This is a genomic window from Arthrobacter sp. GCM10027362 (assembly GCF_042679445.1).
In the GTDB taxonomy this organism is placed as follows: domain Bacteria; phylum Actinomycetota; class Actinomycetes; order Actinomycetales; family Micrococcaceae; genus Crystallibacter.
In genome coordinates, this window is sequence record NZ_JBHTML010000003.1 from 23,211 (window position 1) to 40,740 (window position 17,530).

The following is a 17,530-nucleotide window of genomic DNA, read 5'->3' on the forward strand; positions in this document are numbered from 1 at the left end:
AGGTGGCGCCATGCCCCCGGCAGGTCCCGGCGGCCAGCGTCTTGCGCGGCCTGCGGCTAGACCGGCAGCCGCTTGTTGTAGTCCAGTATCAGCACTGAGGCGCCCATAATCACGGCGGCCCCGACGAAGTACAGCAGGGCCCAAGTGTAGGAGCCGGTCGCGCCGACGATCAGGCCGACGACGATCGGCGTCACGAAGCCGGCGATGTTGCCGCTGAAGTTCATCGCCCCGCCGAGGACACCGGCATTGGTGCGCCCGCCGAGGATGGCCGGGATGCTCCAGAACAGGCCCACCCAGCGCAGGAAGAACAGCACCACGGACAGGAGCGTGACGGCGGTGAGCGGATCAGGAACGATGGTCACGCCCACCAATCCGCCGACCACCATGACGCTGGAGATGCCCAGCAGGGTGCGCATGACCTTGTTGGCCGAGGCGCCGCGGTCACGCCAGCGGTCAGCGATGGTGCCGCCGAGGATCTCGCCGACAAAGCCGGCGCCGAAGATCACGAAGGTGGACCAGCCGATGGTCTTCAGGTCGAAGCCCTTGGCCTCGGACAGGTACAGCGGGCCCCAGGTCAGCAGGCCGTAGAACACGCCGTTGAAGCCCAGCCATCCGAAGCACATGGCCCAGAAGGAGCGGAACTTCAGGTACGGACGCAGCGCCCTGCGGCCGGTGCTGCCTTCCTTTTCCGCTGCGGCGTCCTCGGCCGCGTGCGACTCTTCAATGTAGGCCGCCTCGGCTTCGTTCACGCCGGGGTGCTGGCGGGGGTTGTCACGGACGTACCAGTAGACGGCCAGGCCCATCAGCACGGTGGCAATGCCGGCAATGATGAAGGACGCGCGCCAGCTGCCGGTGGCGGCAATCAGTCCGGCGATGGCCAGGCCTCCCACGCCGGCACCGAGGGGAGCGCCGGCGTCAAGGATGGTGGCGCCGCGGCCGCGTTCCTTCGGATGCATCCAGAGGGCGTTGAGCTTGCCGCCGGCCGGCATGACGCCGGCTTCGGTCACACCGATGCCGAGGCGGGCAATGAACATGCTGACGAAGCCGCCGGCCAGGCCGGATGCAGCGGTTGCCGCGCCCCAGCCCACGCAGGAGGCGGTGACGACCTTGCGGGGGCCGAACCTGTCGATCAGCCAGCCCACCGGGATCTGCATCAGCGCGTAGGTCCAGAAGAAGGCGGAGAGCAGCAGCCCGACCAGTTCCGGCGGGAGGCTGAATTCCTTTTGGATGATGGGCAAGGCCACCGAGATGGAACCGCGGTCGACGTAGTTGACGGTCACCAGGATCAGCAGCAGGATGAATAGTTTCCAGCGGACGTTCGTGCGCCGTTGCACGCCGGTTCTGGTCCGGCTGTCGGTGGTGGACGTTGGGGTATTTTGGAGAGACACAGCTTCTCCTTCGTCGGAGTTGGCGTGGGTAGTCGTGCTAGGGCCGAGGTGGTCTCCGGAAGACGCAATGGCGGGAAAATGGGATCCCGATTTGGGATCCCAAAAGCAATCCTAGGGTGATGCATGCCACCGTGGAAGGCGTTTTTGGGCTTCTTTCCAATCCCAGGCGCCGTCGCTGCCCAGGCGACCAGGACGGTCGCCTGACGGCCGGAAACCGTCCGATGTGACCGGCGCTGCGCCGGTATCTCCAGCCAGCCGAAGTTGACCTGGTACGTCCGCCGGCTGATCTTCCCGCCGGGCTGCCTGCCCACTGCCGAGGGCAACGACGGTGTCCCCTCTTCGATTAACCGATTGGTGGCCAGCTGGGGCCGGCCCACGAAGGGTTTCATTCTGGATTTCCTTATTGAAGGTGTCCTTCCTGAATCACTGTCTTGTCAACTGACGACAATTAATTTCTGAAGGCAGACCCTCACATGGGTGCGCATAGGTTGAACGCCTGGCACATTGTGCTTGTCTGGACTTGGACATAATTCCGTTTACGGCCTGGGTCTTATTAGGTAACTTTCGGGAGGCACGTTGGAAGCGGGCGGCAGGGCATCCGAACAGGCACGGCTGGCGGCTGAGCGCGCGGCACGCCTGAAGCGGCAACTTGAGCAGGCAGAACGGGCCCAAAAGGCTTGGGAAGCAGGCGCCGTCGGAGAGGTTCTGGTTGCTGGGAAGCTAACCGCTCTTCAGTCACATGGTTGGCGTCTCTTGAATGACGTGCACTGGCCGGGACGATCCCGTGCCAATTTGGATCATGTTCTGGTAGGACCTGGCGGCATTCTTGTCATTGATACAAAGAATTGGTCGGGTCGCGTTGAAGTTCGGGACGGGGTGATGTTTCAGAACGGAGTTTCCCGGTTTCGGGAAGGCTCCGGTATATTGCAGCAAAGTGCTTCCCTGGCTGCCGTCCTGCAACCGGAGCACCGGAAGTTTGTTCAGGCGTGGCTCTGCCTGGTGGGCCAACCCGAGATGCGAGCCGTGTTGGCCGGTGGAGCCAAGGTTTATGGGCTCAACGGCCTTTTCGACGCGGTCCGGGCCCTGCCCCCGGTTCTCAACTCTTCCGAAATCGAGATCGTATTCAACTATCTGGGATCGCTCTTGGCAGCACCCCAGAGCCCACAATTTCTTATGGGAGGTGATGCGGCTTCTGCAGCTGTGGCCCGGGTTCGAGGGGGCAATGAGGGCCGTACTTACCATGCGGCCAGAAGCCGGCCACATTTTCGAAGCAGACAACAGAAGTTTGGTGTCCGCACACGCGCACAAAGCCAGAAGCGGATCGGACGCAAAGGCCGCGGGTGTGCCACTTTCGTTGTTGGTGCTGTTCTAATTTATGTGGCTGCTAGCCTGATCCTGGGCTTGATCTCCAATCTGATGCACAACCTTGGGTCTGCGCCGGCTCCGCCAAAATTGTCGATAACGAGTACATCATCCCTCAAGCAAGATCTGCAGGCATTTTCAGCCGTGTCAACCTAGGGAGGAGTAGCTTCATGGGGCCGGCGGAAATTTCGGCTTCGCCGGTTGCCGGCTCCCAGCTTCCGTCCCTGGTCTTGATGGTTTATGAACGGGTTGAGGACGAGGGAAGGACCTGGTAGACCGTCCCCAGCGCCGGCAAATGGATGAGCGTCTCCACCACCGGCGTCCCGGTCGCCGCCAGGACGGCCTCGCGGTAGGCCTCCAGCTGCCCGAGGTACTTTTCCCGAATGTGCCCGGCCGGGTTCGTCCCCGGGTAGCTCTTGTGGTCGATCAGCACGTACCCCGCCGGGGTTTGAACCAGCAGGTCGATCCATCCCTCCATGACCTGGTTGTCCCCGTTGCGCCAGCCGATCGGGACTTCCCGCAGCAGGGCGGCGCCCGGGTAGGCATCTGCCAGGAATCCGGCCAGGCGGTCCCCGGAGGTGACGAGGATGTCCGCGGTGACGTGGTCGCCGACGTTCCAGCGGTCGATGATCTGCTTGGCCAGGCCCAGCTGCCCGTCGGGGGAGAGGGTGTCGTAGGCGGTGCCGAGGTAGGCGTGGATGGCGGAGCCGACGGCGTCCCAGCGTTCGGCGCCGTGCTCGACGAGCCGCTCGCCGAGGCGCACTTTCTCCAGCACCCCGGCGTCGCCGGCGTCGGAGGACTGCTTGCTGGCCCGGATCCGGGCGGGCGGGTAGGCCACGCCGGAAACACGCGGCGCGGCGTCCGTGTAGCGGACGACGGCGGTGTTCCCGGCTTCCGCGCCCGGCTCGCCGGGCTCGTAGGAGTGGACAGCGGCGGGCAGCGGCCCGGCGCCGGCAACGTGGATGGCGCCGTCGTCGCCGTTTCCGGACCAGGAGAGCAGGTCCGGAACGCCCAGCAGGTTCAACCCGGCAGGAACGGCGGTCTTGGCGGTCAGGACGGTGGTCTCGATGGAACGGGTCATGCCCACGTACATCAGCCGGGACTGGTTGCGGCGTTCGCGCTCTTCGGCGCGGGCCTGCACAACCGAGGCCTTGGCCCGCTCGTCCAGCGGGGAGCCGCCGTTCGGGAAGGGCTTGGGCCAAAACCGGATCCAGCGTCCGGCCAGCGGATTGCTGGCGTCGAAGCTGGCCGCCGGCTCAACGGCGGCCCCGAAGGCACTGCCGCGGACGCCCTTGTCCAGGCTCTCCATGACCACTACCGGCCATTCCAGGCCCTTGGCCTTGTGGTAGGTCATGACGTGGACGACGTCGTCGCCGGAGTTCTCGGCGCCCTGCTGTTCCTCCTCGGCCAGGAAGCGCAGGCAGCCGCGCAGGGTGGCCGGTTTCTTCAGCGCCTTGCAGGATTCGTAGTAGTTGTTCAGGCAGGCACGAAAGGCGTCCAGGTTCCGCAGCCGGGTGGCCGGCGCGGTCCAGGACTTGATCAGGTCCGGCAGCCCGAGCAGGCTGGCGGCCTCCTCGAAGACCTCGGTGGGCGTGGCCCGGCCGGCGCGTTCGCGCAGTCCGGCGAGCGACGCGGCCACCTGGTCCGCGGCCCAGGCGTCGAGGACGTCGGCGGGCACCGCAGCGCCCAGCAGTGTGCGCTGCCAGTCGGCATGCGCGCCGTGCCCGGGGTGCAGCGCCACGATTTCGGCCAGCGCCACGGTGTCCCGGGCATCGGCGACGAAGGCCATGGCGGCCCGGGCCAGCTGGATCTCGCGGGCGGCGAAGAGGGAATTCGGATTGGTGCTGGTACGGATGCCCAAGGCTCCCAGCGCGGCGGCCAGGGCCGCGACGTCGGCATTGGAACGGGCCAGGACGGCGACGTCGGCGGGCTTTAGGCAGGGACGGCGGGCGAGCAGGTCGGCGACGCCGGCGGCCGTGGCGGCGAGCCGCTTCCCCTCGTTCGATTGCTCCCGGGTCCAGGCCTCGAGGGTGCCGTGCGGCCGGTCCGCGTGGGCGGGGGGCAGGTCCAGGTGTACCGATTCGCGGGGCATCCCGGCGGCGCCGAAGACCGGCTCGAACACTGCGTTGGAGAGATCCACCACCGCCTGCCGCGAGCGCCAGGATTCGTGCAGCCGTTCGGTGTGCCCGACACCGGCGACGACGGCGTTCATCAGGTCCGGGTCGGTGCCGCGGAATTCGTAGATGGCCTGCTTGGGATCGCCCACCCAGACACACTCGTTTACCAGCCGGCTCAGCTGCAGGAACAGTTCCAGCTGCAGCGGGCTGGTGTCCTGGAACTCGTCCACCACCAGGTATTTGACCCGCTGCCGGAAGGAATCGCGGAAGGCCTCATTGTCCCGGACCAGCGAGACCACCAGGGTTTCCTGGTCCACGAAGTCCATCAGCCCGTGCCGGCGCTTGAATTCGGCGTAGGTGTCCAGGCAGTCGGCGGCGCATTCGAAGACCAGCCGGATGAACCGTTCGACGTCGGCGTGGAAGGCCGGGTTGGCCAGCATCCCCTCCCGGACCGCGTCCGTGGCGGGCTGGAAGTGCCGGACAATCCACGCGGAAGTGCCGGACGGGACGATGCCGCGCCACTGTTCCCACGTGATGTCCTCCGGCGCGCCGAGCGCGTTGACCCGGTCGCTGATGCCCGGCCACTTCCCGGCGAAGTTCGCCGCCGTTGTCTTGACCGCCTTGCCCGCGGCGTCCGTCCCGGTCTTCGCCACGGAGACCAGCTCGGGCAGCAGTTTGCGGAACTGCCGCAGCCAGTCCGCCCGCCCGTCGGCGGCCGCCGGCTCATCCAGGAGCTGGCGGAACCCCTGCCAGGACCGCTCCGCGCACCCGGCCAGTTCGGCGGGGCCCAGCATATTGTTCCGCGCCGCGTCGCAGATCCGGCGCACGGTGGCATCCCAGCCGCCGTCGTCGTCGAGCTGGCTGAGGCGCCGCGCGATCGGCAGGATGCGGTCCGCATATTCGGCGAGCACCCCGTCGGTGGCCAGCCGGAACATTCCGGACTGCTCCTCCTCGGCAACGACCTCCAGTGCGGGGGAGAGGCCGGCGTCGATCGCGTATTCGGTCAGCAGCCGGCCGCAGACGCTGTTGACCGTGCCGATCAGGCTCACGGACAGCTGCTGGGCGGCGTCGCGCAGCCGGATGGGGTCCTGGTCCCCGTCCGGGGCATCCAGCAGCTTCGCGGCGATGCGCTCGCGCAGCTCGCCGGCGGCCTTCTTGGTGAAGGTGGTGGCCATGATGCCCGAGGCCGGCACGCCGGAGGCGATCTTCCCGGCGATGAGCTGGGTCAGCCGGTACGTCTTGCCGGTGCCCGCGCTGGCCGAAACCATGGTGACGTTCGCCAGCGCATTCACGAAAAGTCCCCCTTGAGCCCGCACAGCGTGGCGAAGTTACAAAAATTGCACGGCGGCTTCCCGTATAGCCGGCCGCCGGCCTCGGCCAGTTCCTCCCCGGCCGGCCCGCCGGCCGCCGCCCGCTCGGCATCCAGCCGGGGGCCGGCAGTGACCCGCCCGTTGACCACCTCGGTGACCGAGAACGACGCCGCCGCCACGGTTTTCTGCCACAGCTGCGCCGGCGGCTGGGCCGCCTCCAGCGGGTTCCCGAACACCTCGTGCGTGGAGGCGAACGTGCCCTGCTTGAGCAGGTAGTAGGCGGTCGGTGCCTCCGGCCCCGCGCCGCCGTCGTCCAGCGCCCACTGGTACAGCGCCAGCTGCACCGCCTGGCCCTCGCGCACCTCTTTGACCCGGTAGCTGGCCGCGTTGGTCCACTTCAGGTCCACCACCACCCGCCGGCCCTCGGCATCCATCCCGACGACGTCGGCCTTGCCGTCGACGGGTATGGTCACCTCGGTGCCGTCCACATCCAGGACCAGCGGCCTCTCGAAGCTCCGCTCCATCTCCTGGATCAGGACGCCGGCCCTGCTCAGCGTCTTGAAGAACTTCAGCACGGTCTCCTGCACCACGGCCCGCAGGTGCTTCAGCCGGCTCTGCTGGCCCGGCAGGAGCAGCTCGGAGGCCATCCGCGGCAGCAGCTGGTCGATCTTCGCATCGATCTGCCCTGTGCTTGGCACGGCCTGCAGCGCTTTGGCGAGGTCCTGATGCAGTTCCTCCACCACCTTGTGCGTGAACGTGCCGATCATCCGGTTGCCCGTGGGCACCTCGTCGGCCTCCGCCACCCGCAGCTTCACCTTCTTCTCCAGCACCCAGGCCAGCGCGCAGCCGACCAGGGTGGACAGCTGGCTGAAGGACAGCGTCTCCGGCACCAGGTCCGGACGCGGGCCCAGATCGAAGGACGACGGCGGCGGCGCGGTTTCGCGCGCCTCTACCGGAACCAGCCGGGACTGCCGGCCGGCCAGCTCCCAGGCGCCGCCGTCCAGCAGGTCCTCCGGGAACCGCTTGCGGTCCTTGACCCTGTCCGCGACAGGCAGCGGCGCCCCGTCCGGGCCGGTCTCCTCCGGCTGGTCCGCGACCAGGGCCTCGAGCAGCGGATTGCCGTCCACCCGCTCGCCGTCCTGCTGCCGGACCTGGACAATGAGCAGGTTCCGGCAGCGCCGCGCGGCGGCCAGTGTCTGCGCCACGGTCAGGGCGGCGAGGTCCCCGGCCGAGGGCAGGTGGACGCCGATGCCGGCCAGCGCCCGCCGGTCGCCATCGTCCCAGCGGCGGCCGGGGGAGATGGTGCCGGCCTGGAAACCCCACCACAGCACGTCGTCGACGTCGTCCATCAGCTCGTACAGGTGGTTCAGCCGCAGCCACGGCGAGGCCTCCGCCGCGGCCAGCGGGCTGGATGTCTCCGCTACCACCGAGGAGGCCATGCGGCGCAGGTCCCGGCGGGACACCCGCGGCAGTGCCCCAACCAGGGAGAGCAGGGTCTGCAGCTGCTCGGCCGTACCCGTTAGCGATTCGTTGAACGGGGCCAGCACCTTCAGGCGCTTGGCCAGCCAGGCGCATTTGCCGGCGAGGTCGGCGCCGGAGACGCCGTTGTCCTCCAGCAGCAGCCCGGCCGAGAACAGCCCGTCCAGCTCGGCGGCAAGCTCCGGGCCCAGCTCGGGATCTTCGGCGATCTCCTGGAGCGCCCGCTGCCAGGCCGGGCCGCCGGTTCCCGGCTCCCGGGCCAGCGCTTTCTGCAGCGCCCGGGCGGCCTGGGCCCGCACCGGGCCCGGGAACACGGGCAGGGAGAGGAACTCGCCCAGCAGCTGCACGTTCACCGGGCCCCAGATCACCTCCAGGAACAGCGGGATGATCTGGTCCTGCGCCCGCCACGGCGACTTGCCGCCCACGCCGATGCGCGGCAGTCCGTGCCCGGCCAGGTACTGGTCCAGCACGCCGGTCGGCCGGGAGGCAACAACGGCGGTGCCTCCCGTTCCGCCGGGGTTTTCGGTGCCGCCGGCCGCCAGCCAGCGCACCGCGTGCTCGGCCGCCTCCCACTCGGTCTCGGCCTCCAGCACGGTGATCCTCGGCGCCTTCCGGAACCCGTCCTCCGGCTCGGTGATCCGCACGCCGCGGGATTCCAGCTTGGCCAGGATCCGGCGCCAGATTGCCGGCAGCGTGCCGAGCGGATGCTGCAGTTCGATGACGGAAATGCCCAGCGGCAGCGGCGAGTCCAGCGCCTCCGGCAGGGCGGCAATGTCATCGACCAGCGCCGCATCCAGCGGCAGCTCCAAGTGTTCCAGTCCGGCCAGGCAGCGCAGCAGTTCGGAAACCTGACCGTCCGGCAGGGTCCCGTCCCAGCCGTTGGCCACCAGCTCATCCCGGGCCCGCAGCAGCTCCTGCGCCGTGGACCACCGATCCACCGCGAAGGACCGGTGGAACCAGGCGTCCGGCGTATCCGCCGCCTGCAGCCGGGCCACGTACTGCTGGATGCGGGTGATGTGGGAGTCAACCGGCTGCGGCCGGGTGATGCCCAGCCGTGTCTGGAGCAGCTGCGTCAGCCCCTCCCGCCCCACGCGGACCGCGTTCAGCCCGGGCGAGGTGAACGCCCACGGGGCACGGTCCAGGAACCAGCCGAATTCAACTCTCATCCATCCCCCAAAAATGAGTCCCGACGGTGCGGGGCCGGGAGCGCTTCCGGTTCGGTTCTATCACGGGCAGGGGACAGGACCCGGGACGCGGGCCTGTGTGACGGCGCTTGCCGGGACTCGCCCGAATGCCTCCAGGCGCGGCCCAATGTATTCATTGACGATGTCTGCACGTTCCTCGACGAGGATGAACGAGCGCCCGGTTTCCAGGGCGGCAACGGCGGTCGTTCCCGATCCTCCAAACGGGTCCAGGACCAGGTCGCCGTCCTCGGTGGCCAGTTCAATGATCCTTCGGATTAATCCGACAGGCTTGGCTCCAGGAAACGGTTTCGCGAAGGTGCGCCCCTGCTCCTTGTAGGCATCTTCGTTCGTGGGCATCTCCGGATCGGACTGCCACGACCATAGGTTTTGGACCAGCTTGGGCTTGCCGCCGGGAGATAGGTACGAGGGACGAAATGGTACTTTCGGCACCAGGAATTGAGCTTTCGCTTCAAGCAGTTGCTCGATTCTGGCAGGACTGTATCTGCTGGGAAGACGCAAACGGAGCGGCGTCTGGTTCCGGCCGTTGACGATCACGACGTCTTCCAAGAGCGCGGCCGGTATTCCGGGCGACGAGTGGTCTCCTGCGCTGTAGATTCCGTCACTGCAATTGAACGTGACGGTGGAGGCGGGAAATGACAAGTCCACCAGCTGGTTTCCACGATGTGCCAGCGGAATCCGTTTTCCGGGTTGGGAGGTACCGGACGTGAAGGGCCGCAGCTTCCTCGCATCTTTCCCGTAGACCAGGAGGAAATCCGTGGTGCTGGCCAGATGCGGATGCAGGTAGCTGGGGCGGCGGGTCTTTTCCCAGACCACGGTTCCTATGTAGTTATCCCGGCCGAGCGCGGTGTCGCAGGCGGCACGTGCCGGACCTAGCTGCTGGTCATCGATGTGCAGCCAGAAGCTTCCCTCCTGCCGCAGCAGCGTTCGGGCGGCGGAGGCCGTTCGTTCAATCAGGTCCGTCCAAGCGGAATCGCTCCGGCGATCTCGAAAGCGGTAGTGGTCTCTTCGCGTATTGAACGGCGGATCAGCATAAACCAGGCGCACCTGCTCCCGCAGGCCGCTCCCGGCCAATTCCGACATCACTGCGGGTGCATCCCCGCAGAACACCTGCTCGTAGTTCACCAAGACATTCTGCCCATGGCCTCGCGGAGTGGGGGAAATCGGGTGGGGACGGGTGACGTGGTGGGCCCGCCGGCGGTGTCCGTACACATTGAGCGCAGGGATAGCGGGCGTCGCTGTCATCTGAGGGGAGCCTGCCATGAATACGGACAGCTACGAGGACTTCTACGACTGCGAGGAGGTCGGCTTTGCCGCTGAAGGCCTGCGCAATGCTCCCGGGGGATTTGACCCGGATGCTCTGGAAGGCGTTCTCTTCCTTGGCGCCATGGCGCTGGAACTGAGGGGCGGCATCCAACGACCAACCGGCTGGGTTGTGGATGCGCAGGTGAGGATTCTCGCAATGCACCGCTCGAATGTCCCCTTCCTGGACATCCTCGTGGCCGAACTGCATCGCAGTTGGATCAAGCGCAGCATCGAAGGTTTCGGAGGCCGGATACAGGAGGACGGCCCTGGCCGTTAACGGTCGGCGCATGCCGCCCGCGGCATATGGGGAGGGAACCGATCCTTGCCGCACACATCGTGGCCATGATCGAAATCGCCTGCGAAATCCTCAGCCTGCTCTTCCACGTCATGACCAACCTTGCGGACTTTACGGAGGCGTGGGATGAAGCGAAAGAAGTGGTTGAATACCTCGAACGTTTCTCCCGGAAGCCGGTCTCGTCCCTCAATCGCCAGGGAGGTGTCCGGCGCAGATGGGACGCCGTTTCGAATTTCGTAGACACATACTTGCTGCGGGCACTTGTCTTTGTCCTCTACATTCCGATTTACTTCGAGGATTCCCTGGCCTTTGTCGGTCTCATGTAGCTGGAGCCCAATTCGCCGAAGTCGATACCGCGGCCCGTCATAAAGTGCCGGTCGGCGCCGGGTGGCTGCTCAGGGTTCGGACGACGTCAAGCAGTCCCGCGTCGTTGCCGACGTTGCCCGGGAAGACGACGTACGGGATGCCCTTCGCCGGTCCTCCCACGGGCTCCCAGAGCGAGACCACGCCCGGGAGCATCGGGCCGCGGACCATGGCGTGGCGGATCTGCAGGCCGTGCCGGGCGACGTCGGAGGAGGTGATCCCGCCCTTGGCGATGACGAAGCGGGGCGGCTTGCGCGCCAGGGTGCGCTGCACGACGTCGACGACGGCGGCCGAGACGGTCCGGGCGATGCGCAGGCTTTCGGCCGGATCCCCGGCCTTCACCAGCACCCGGCTGGTGTGCACAACCACGTCGCCCTCCGCCAGGCCGGCCACCACGGTGTCGGCGGCCGTGTCCAGTTCCGCGGCCGCCGTTTTCTCGTCCTTGAGCAGGTTCTCCACCTGGATTTCGACAATCCGGGACAGCGGGTGGTTTTCGGTGAGCCGGTGCAGCTGCCGGGTGGTCAGCCCCACATGGGAGCCGACCACAACGAGGCCGCCGGACGACGCCGGAAGGGTGCCGGCATAGGCCTCCGCGGCAGTGAGCGGCGGGCGGGGCTCCTGCCCGATCCGGGCCCTGACGAAGGGCGGACCCACCCGGTAGAGCAGCTTCTGGCCGCGCCGTTCCGCCTCGTCCAGGCCCAGGGCCAGGGCGCGCAGGTCGTTTTCGGTGACGATATCCACGACGATGGGCGTGCTGTCGCGTGCGGGGACCAGGGCGTCGGCAATCCGGCCCGTTCCGCCCCTGACGGTGTTCAGGTCCAGGGCAATCACCTCGGACGCCGGGAACTGTCCCGCGGACTTTTCCTCCACGTACTTGGCCAGTTCGGAGTTGCGGAAGCCGAAGGTCGCATCCTGCGCAAACTCGGTCTCGGCCACGGGGGTGAGGACGTCCCCGTCCCCGCGCACATAGTGCACGCCCCCGATCGTGACGCGGCCGGCCTCGGGAAAGGCCGGGACAATGACCACGCCGTCAATATGGTCCCCCGACACCTCTTCGAGTACCTCGGCGATGATGTTCGGCTCCAGCGGATAGTGCCCGCGCAGGGTCGAATCACTGCGGCTGACGAAGCCGAGCGGGGCACTGCCTGCGGCAGCCAGGGCGTTGGTCACCACCTCCCGGTTGCATTGCCCCACGTGCCCGGGGTCGAGGCTGCGGCTGTTGGTCAGCACATAGATGGCCGGTGCATGCTGGGCCAGCGCCCAGCGGAAATCCTCCACTTCCCAGCCGGTGAGCACCGGCAGGTCGGCCACGGACTGCGTGCCGGTCGGGTCGTCGTCGAGCACCACCAGGGTGCGGCCGGAGGCGGCCACCACGTCCGATACGGCATACGCGGGGATCTGTACCTCCGGCGGATAGTTCGACAGGAGTTCACTGCTAAGCATGGGAGGCGTTCCTTCCGGGGCCGGCGGCTTCGTCCAGGACCAGCCCGAAATTTTCCGGGTTGTGTGCGAAGCGGCCGAGGAACAATCCGTCCACCTCGGACAGCTTTGGCAGCAGCCCCGGTCCGGCGCTGCCGCCGTAGAGGACCGGACGGTGCCCCAGCAGCCCGCGCAGCCGCAGCACCACCTCGTTGATGTAATCCGGTTCGGCCGGCGCGTCCGCACCAATGGCCCACACCGGCTCGTAGGCCAGGATCAGCCTGCCCAGCAGGGCCTCGTTGCCGGCCAGGGCGGAGAGCACCTGCCGTTGGCAGAAGTCCGCGGCCGCTGCGGCCCCCTGTTCCTCGGCTTCGCCGATGCACAGCAGCGGGGTGAGCCCGGCACCGACGGCGGCGCGCAGCTTGCGGGCGACGACGGCGTCGTCCTCGCCGAAGAGCCGGCGGCGCTCGGCGTGCCCCAGGACCACCAGTTCCACCCCCAGTTCCGCCAGCATGCCCGCGCTGACCTCCCCGGTCAGCGGGCCGTCGCCCCAGCTGCAGTCCTGCGCTCCGAGGACCGCCCCGGTGTCCTCGAGCAGGCGCCGGGCACTCTCCAGCACGGGGAAGGACGGCGCGACGAAGGACCGCACGCGGCTCCCGCGGCGGGCCAGCAGCAGCGTGCGCACCTGCTTCAGCCAGGCCAGGCTGTCCCGGTAGCCCAGGTACATCTTGGTGCTGACACCTACGTAGGTTACGGCAGCCATGTCCGCCCGATCGCCTCCTCCACCGCGGCCGCCCGCCGGAGCGGGAGCGCGGAACGCACCGATAGTCCGGCCCGGCTAGTCCACCGGCGGCGGCCCCAGTTCCTCGATGAGCTTTTGCAGCCGAACATACGCCTTGTTGCGGTAGGCGACCAGATCCGGGATCCGTTCGGCCGGAATCTTCAGGAAGCCGCCCCCGCTCTTGGTGCCGAGTTTGCCCTGTTCCACCAGGTCGCTGAGGATCGTGGGCGGGGCCAGTTCCCCGGGGAAGGCGGTCTGCAGGGACTGGAAGCTGAAGTGGTAGGTGTCCAGTCCGGCCATGTCCGCGATCGCAAAGGGGCCGAAGAAGGGCAGGCGGAAGCCGAAGGTGGTGCGCACGATCGTGTCCACGTCCTCCACCGAGGCAATCCCTTCCTCGACCACCCGGGCGGCCTCCCGGAACAGCGTGAACTGCAGCCGGTTGAGGACGAAGCCGGTCACGTCCCTGACCACCGCGCTGGACTTGCCGCAGTCCCGCACCAGCTGCCGGGCGGCTTCCACGGCCGGCGCGTCGGTACCGGCGTGCGGGATGATTTCGACGCCGGGGATGAACGGCGCCGGGTTGCTGAAATGCACGCCGAGGAACCGGCCGGGATTCCGGACGGCCTTGGCCAGCTCCCCGATCGAGATCGTGGACGTGTTCGAGCCGATGATCGCTTCGGGCCGCGCGGCCGCGCCGATCCGGGAGAGGATCCCGTTCTTGATCTCCAGGACCTCGGGCACGGCCTCTTCGATGACGGCAGCCCCGCGCACCGCCTGCTCGACGTCCTCGGCGGCCCACAGGTTTGCCCGCAGGATGCCGGTGGCGCCTTCGGGGAACAGCCCGCCGGCCACGAAGTCGTCGGATTCGGCCAGCAGCCGCTCGTAGTTCTGCCGCGCCACGGCCGCGGACACGTCCGCCAGGGCCACATGGGCGCCGGTGAGCGCCAGGACCTGGGCGATGCCGCCGCCCATGTAGCCGGAGCCGACGACGGCGACCTCCCGCCGGGGCGCGGCCGGGGTGCCTGCGGGGCTGTCAACCATGTCCTTGCCTCCGTTGCTGTTGCGTCCCCGCCCGCGGCGGGGCCGTGGTCGGGTCAGGCCTGTCCGGTTCCGGGGGCGGCGGGGGTCTGCCGGCCCTGGGCCACACGGCTGGTGCCCAGCGGATAGTCGGCGGTCCTGGGCAGCACGCGGGTACGCAGGTAGGCCTGGTTGGCCGCCGAGACGCTCAGCCCGTCCCCGCCGTAGTGCTCGGTGCAGATGATGCCCTGGAAGCCGTTCCTGAGGGCCATCGCGAACACCTCGCGGTAGTTGATCAGCCCGCTCTCCATTGGGGCGGGCATTGCCACATACATGTCCCGGGCCGTGTCCTCGTCCCGGGAGTAGTTCTTCACGTGCCAGTAGTTCGCGTACGGCAGGGTCTTCGCGAAAATGTCCTGCCAGGGCTCGATGGGCCGGTGCAGCCGGATCAGGTTGCCCACATCCGGGTTCAGCCCCACATTGGCCAGTCCGATGTCCTCCACCAGCCGGACCGCCGAGTCCGCGGTGCCCAGGTAGGTGTCCTCGTACATCTCCAGGGACACCAGCAGCCCCAGCTCGGCCGCGTGCCGGCCCAGTTCCCGCAGCCGGGAGACCGCGTTTCCCCAGGTCACGAAGTCATCGACCGGGTCCTGGTGGCCCGGGACCGTCCAGAACCACAGCTGCGCCTGCTGCTGCGGGGTCAGGGCCTGCTGCAGCCCGAAGGAAACCACCTCGCAACCCAGCGCCGCCCCGGCCTCCAGCGACCGGTGGCTGTAGTCCAGGTTCTCCTGCCAGTTGTTCGAGTCGATCACGCTGCGCCGGACCACGGAGATGACCGGCAGGCCCACCCCTGCCTCAGCCGCCGTCCGGTTCAACTCTGCCAGCCGGTCCGCGGACAGATCCCCGGGCTGCACCCAGGTGTCGGTCAGGTCCACATGGGCGAACCCGGCGTCGGCAATTTCCTGGAACACGCCGCGCCATACCTCGGCGTCGGCGTCGTTCATCGGCACACCCCCGGCGTCCACGCCCGGGAACTGCAGCAGCGCCGCAGTGATCGGCCAGTCCTCCGCCGTGTAGGCCATCCGTCCGCCCTCCTGATCCGGTGGACCGTTCCCTAGGAAACCTGCAGGCCCCCGTTGATGTCGTAGGTCGCCGCGGTGATGTAGCCGGCGTCCGGGCTCAGCAGGAACGCGATGAGGGCCGCCACCTCTTCCGGCTGGCCGACCCGGCCCAGCATCGTGCCTGCGGACATTTCGGCCTTGCGCTCGCCGGTCAGCGTGCCGCCCATGATGTCCGTGTCGATGGGGCCGGGGGCCACGGCATTGACGCTGATGTTGTGCACGCCCATTTCGCGGGCCAGGGCGCGGGTAAACCCGATGATGGCCGCCTTCGATGCGCTGTAGGCCACCTTGGAATAGGTGCCCCCGCCGCGTTCGGCGGAGATCGAGGAGATGCTGACGATGCGCCCCAGCTGGCGGTCGATCATGCCCCGCAGGACGCGCTGGGTCACCAGGAAGGTGCCGCGCATGTTGATGGCGAAGACCCGGTCCCAGCCTTCCGCGGTTTCGTCCATGAATGTGGTGGGGGAGCTGATGCCGGCAAGGTTCACCAGCCCGACCACCGGCGGCATGCCGGCTTCGACTTCATCCACGGCGGCGTTGACGGCGGACTGGTCGGAGACATCCGCGCCCACGCCGATCGTTTTGACCCCGTACGCTTCGGCTATTTCCTGGGCCACCGCCTTCGCATTCTCGCCGTTGATGTCCATGACGGCGACCGCCCAGCCCTCGCGGGCCAGCCGGTCCGCCGTCGCGCGGCCAATGCCGCGTTTGGACCCGGCCCCGGTCAGGACGGCGGTGTATTCGGCAGGAAACGGTGTTGCCTCGGGCATAAGCCTCACATCCTTTGCCGGGCCGCCTCAGAGCGACGGAGGGTTGCTGTCGTCGGCGGGAACCGCTTCTTCGCCCACACCGGCCGGCGTGCCCGGCCGGACATGGCCTTCGGGGCGCCTGCGCGCATAGAGGAAGGTGGCCACACCCGTGATGGCCAGGACGGCGGCCAGGAAGACCAGCCCGGACTGGCTGCTGCCGGTGGCATCCTTGAGCACCCCGACGATGTAGGGCGCCACGAAGCCGCCCAGGTTGCCCAGCGAGTTGACCATCGCCAAACCCGCCGCGGCGGCCGCACCGACCAGGGCGGTCGACGGCATGGCCAGGAACGGGGCGATCGCCGAGTAGATGCCCATCGCTGCCAGGGTCAGGGCGGCCAGCGAGAGCACCGGGCCCACCTCCAGGAGGAAGCCCGAGGCGAGCAGCCCGATGGCTGCCATCCACATGCTGATGCTGGCGAACAGGACGCGGTTGCCGGTCCGGTCCGAGGTCCGGCTCCAGTAGTAGACCCAGACGGCGGCGATGGCGTAGGGGATGATCACGATGAAGCCCACCTGGGTGGGGGAGAAGTCGCCCAGCGCGGACACGATCGTGGGCAGCCACAGGGCCAGGCCGTAGATGCCGCAGACCAGGCCGAAGTACAGGGCCGAGTAGGCCACGGTCCGGGAGTCCTTCAGGCCGGCGAGGAAGTGGTGCGGGCCGTGGGTTTGGCGGTGGGCCAGTTCGGCGTCCATGGTCTGCGTCAGCCAGGCCCGCTCGTCGTCGGCGAGCCACCGGGCATGGCTGGGCCGGTCGGTCATCAGGAACGGGGTCAGGCAGCCGAGCAGGATCGCCGGGACGCCTTCGAGGATGAACAGCCACTGCCAGCCCTGCAGCCCGAGCACGCCGTCCATCAGCAGGATCAGGCCCGAAACCGGCGCGCCCAGGGCGTTGGAGATCGGCTGGGCCAGGATGAAGATGCCCAGCACGGTCACCCGCTGCGCGGCGGGGAACCACAGCGTGAGGTAGAACAGGATCGCGGGGAAGAAGCCGGCTTCCGCGGCGCCGAGCAGGAACCGGATGACGTAGTAGCTGGTCTCGCCCTGGACGAGTGCCATGGCGGTGGCGAAGATACCCCAGGAGATGAGGATCCGGGCGATCCATTTCCGCGCGCCGAACCTGTACATTCCGGCGTTGCTGGGGATTTCCAGCAGCGCATAGCCAAGGAAGAAGATGCCGGCGCCGAGCCCGTAGGCCGCTTCGGACAGGCCGATGTCCGCGCTCATGGTCAGCTTGGCGAAACCGACGTTGTTCCGGTCCAGGTAGGCGATGAAGTACAGCAGGACGATCAGCGGCATGATGTGCCGTCTGACCCTGCGCAGCGTGCGCTCGCCCACTTCGCCTAGATCGCTGGCGTGCTGTCCGTACGTGGTCATCGTGGACCTCCGCGACAATGCCGGGGTTAGCCATTTGCCTGGCGTGTCTGCTTGGCGGCCAGGCCGCTGATTCATGGAAGTTCAATAATGGTAGGTTTGCTTGCTTTGGGCAGTCAATGGTCGGGTATTGACAAGCCTGAACTGATCGTGTAATCCCGGGGTCGCCCGGCAGCGGGCCGGACCGGCTC

The 17,530-nt window shown here is 67.8% G+C and carries 13 protein-coding genes; 3 read left to right on the top strand and 10 right to left on the bottom strand.

Annotated features, from left to right (window positions below):
* Positions 1-56 precede the first annotated feature (56 nt).
* Positions 57-1,388, bottom strand: coding sequence for an MFS transporter (locus ACFQ36_RS01055; RefSeq protein WP_377009699.1), 1,332 nt, complete (start codon positions 1,386-1,388; stop codon positions 57-59).
* A 576-nt stretch (positions 1,389-1,964) separates the two neighbouring features.
* Between ACFQ36_RS01055 and ACFQ36_RS01060 the strand changes: the two genes are divergently transcribed.
* The gene (locus ACFQ36_RS01060) at positions 1,965-2,906 is read left to right on the top strand and encodes a nuclease-related domain-containing protein (RefSeq protein WP_377009701.1); all 942 of its coding nucleotides are present in this window, start codon (positions 1,965-1,967) and stop codon (positions 2,904-2,906) included.
* Positions 2,907-2,988: 82 nt separating this feature from the next.
* Here ACFQ36_RS01060 and ACFQ36_RS01065 read toward each other — a convergent pair whose 3' ends face one another.
* From ACFQ36_RS01065 to ACFQ36_RS01075, 3 genes are read right to left on the bottom strand one after another with little or no spacing between them, the layout of a single operon-like run.
* Positions 2,989-6,159, bottom strand: a complete 3,171-nt coding sequence (locus tag ACFQ36_RS01065) for a UvrD-helicase domain-containing protein (protein WP_377009703.1) — start codon at positions 6,157-6,159, stop codon at positions 2,989-2,991.
* Positions 6,156-8,822, bottom strand: a complete 2,667-nt coding sequence (locus tag ACFQ36_RS01070; RefSeq protein WP_377009705.1) for a PD-(D/E)XK nuclease family protein — start codon at positions 8,820-8,822, stop codon at positions 6,156-6,158. The genes ACFQ36_RS01065 and ACFQ36_RS01070 overlap by 4 nt, the downstream gene beginning before the upstream one ends.
* A 60-nt stretch (positions 8,823-8,882) precedes the next feature.
* Positions 8,883-9,983 (bottom strand): DNA methyltransferase, encoded by a 1,101-nt coding sequence (locus tag ACFQ36_RS01075; protein WP_377009707.1) that lies wholly within the window; start codon positions 9,981-9,983, stop codon positions 8,883-8,885.
* A 136-nt stretch (positions 9,984-10,119) separates the two neighbouring features.
* Between ACFQ36_RS01075 and ACFQ36_RS01080 the strand changes: the two genes are divergently transcribed.
* Together ACFQ36_RS01080 and ACFQ36_RS01085 are read left to right on the top strand one after the other, a co-directional pair.
* Positions 10,120-10,440 carry a hypothetical protein gene (locus tag ACFQ36_RS01080; RefSeq protein WP_377009709.1) on the top strand — a complete coding sequence of 107 codons (321 nt, stop codon included), beginning with the start codon at positions 10,120-10,122 and terminating at the stop codon, positions 10,438-10,440.
* A gap of 65 nt (positions 10,441-10,505) precedes the next feature.
* On the top strand, positions 10,506-10,784 hold the full coding sequence (locus ACFQ36_RS01085; RefSeq protein WP_377009711.1) for a hypothetical protein: 279 nt from the start codon (positions 10,506-10,508) through the stop codon (positions 10,782-10,784).
* Between the two features lie 37 nt (positions 10,785-10,821).
* Here ACFQ36_RS01085 and ACFQ36_RS01090 read toward each other — a convergent pair whose 3' ends face one another.
* The 6 genes from ACFQ36_RS01090 to ACFQ36_RS01115 form a co-directional block, all read right to left on the bottom strand.
* Positions 10,822-12,264 (bottom strand): four-carbon acid sugar kinase family protein, encoded by a 1,443-nt coding sequence (locus tag ACFQ36_RS01090; RefSeq protein ID WP_377009713.1) that lies wholly within the window; start codon positions 12,262-12,264, stop codon positions 10,822-10,824.
* On the bottom strand, positions 12,257-13,003 hold the full coding sequence (locus tag ACFQ36_RS01095; RefSeq protein WP_377009716.1) for a triose-phosphate isomerase family protein: 747 nt from the start codon (positions 13,001-13,003) through the stop codon (positions 12,257-12,259). Before ACFQ36_RS01095 ends, ACFQ36_RS01090 begins: the two co-directional genes overlap by 8 nt.
* A 75-nt stretch (positions 13,004-13,078) precedes the next feature.
* A complete protein-coding gene (locus tag ACFQ36_RS01100; protein WP_377009718.1) occupies positions 13,079-14,062 on the bottom strand; it encodes a 3-hydroxyacyl-CoA dehydrogenase family protein in 984 nt (327 codons plus the stop codon).
* 53 nt (positions 14,063-14,115) lie between these two features.
* Positions 14,116-15,120, bottom strand: a complete 1,005-nt coding sequence (locus ACFQ36_RS01105) for a sugar phosphate isomerase/epimerase family protein (RefSeq protein ID WP_377009720.1) — start codon at positions 15,118-15,120, stop codon at positions 14,116-14,118.
* A gap of 32 nt (positions 15,121-15,152) precedes the next feature.
* Complete coding sequence (locus ACFQ36_RS01110; RefSeq protein WP_377009722.1) at positions 15,153-15,929, bottom strand: SDR family NAD(P)-dependent oxidoreductase; 777 nt, start codon at positions 15,927-15,929, stop codon at positions 15,153-15,155.
* Between the two features lie 27 nt (positions 15,930-15,956).
* Positions 15,957-17,342: an MFS transporter gene (locus tag ACFQ36_RS01115; protein WP_377009724.1), complete on the bottom strand. Its 1,386-nt coding sequence runs from the start codon at positions 17,340-17,342 to the stop codon at positions 15,957-15,959.
* Positions 17,343-17,530 lie beyond the last annotated feature (188 nt).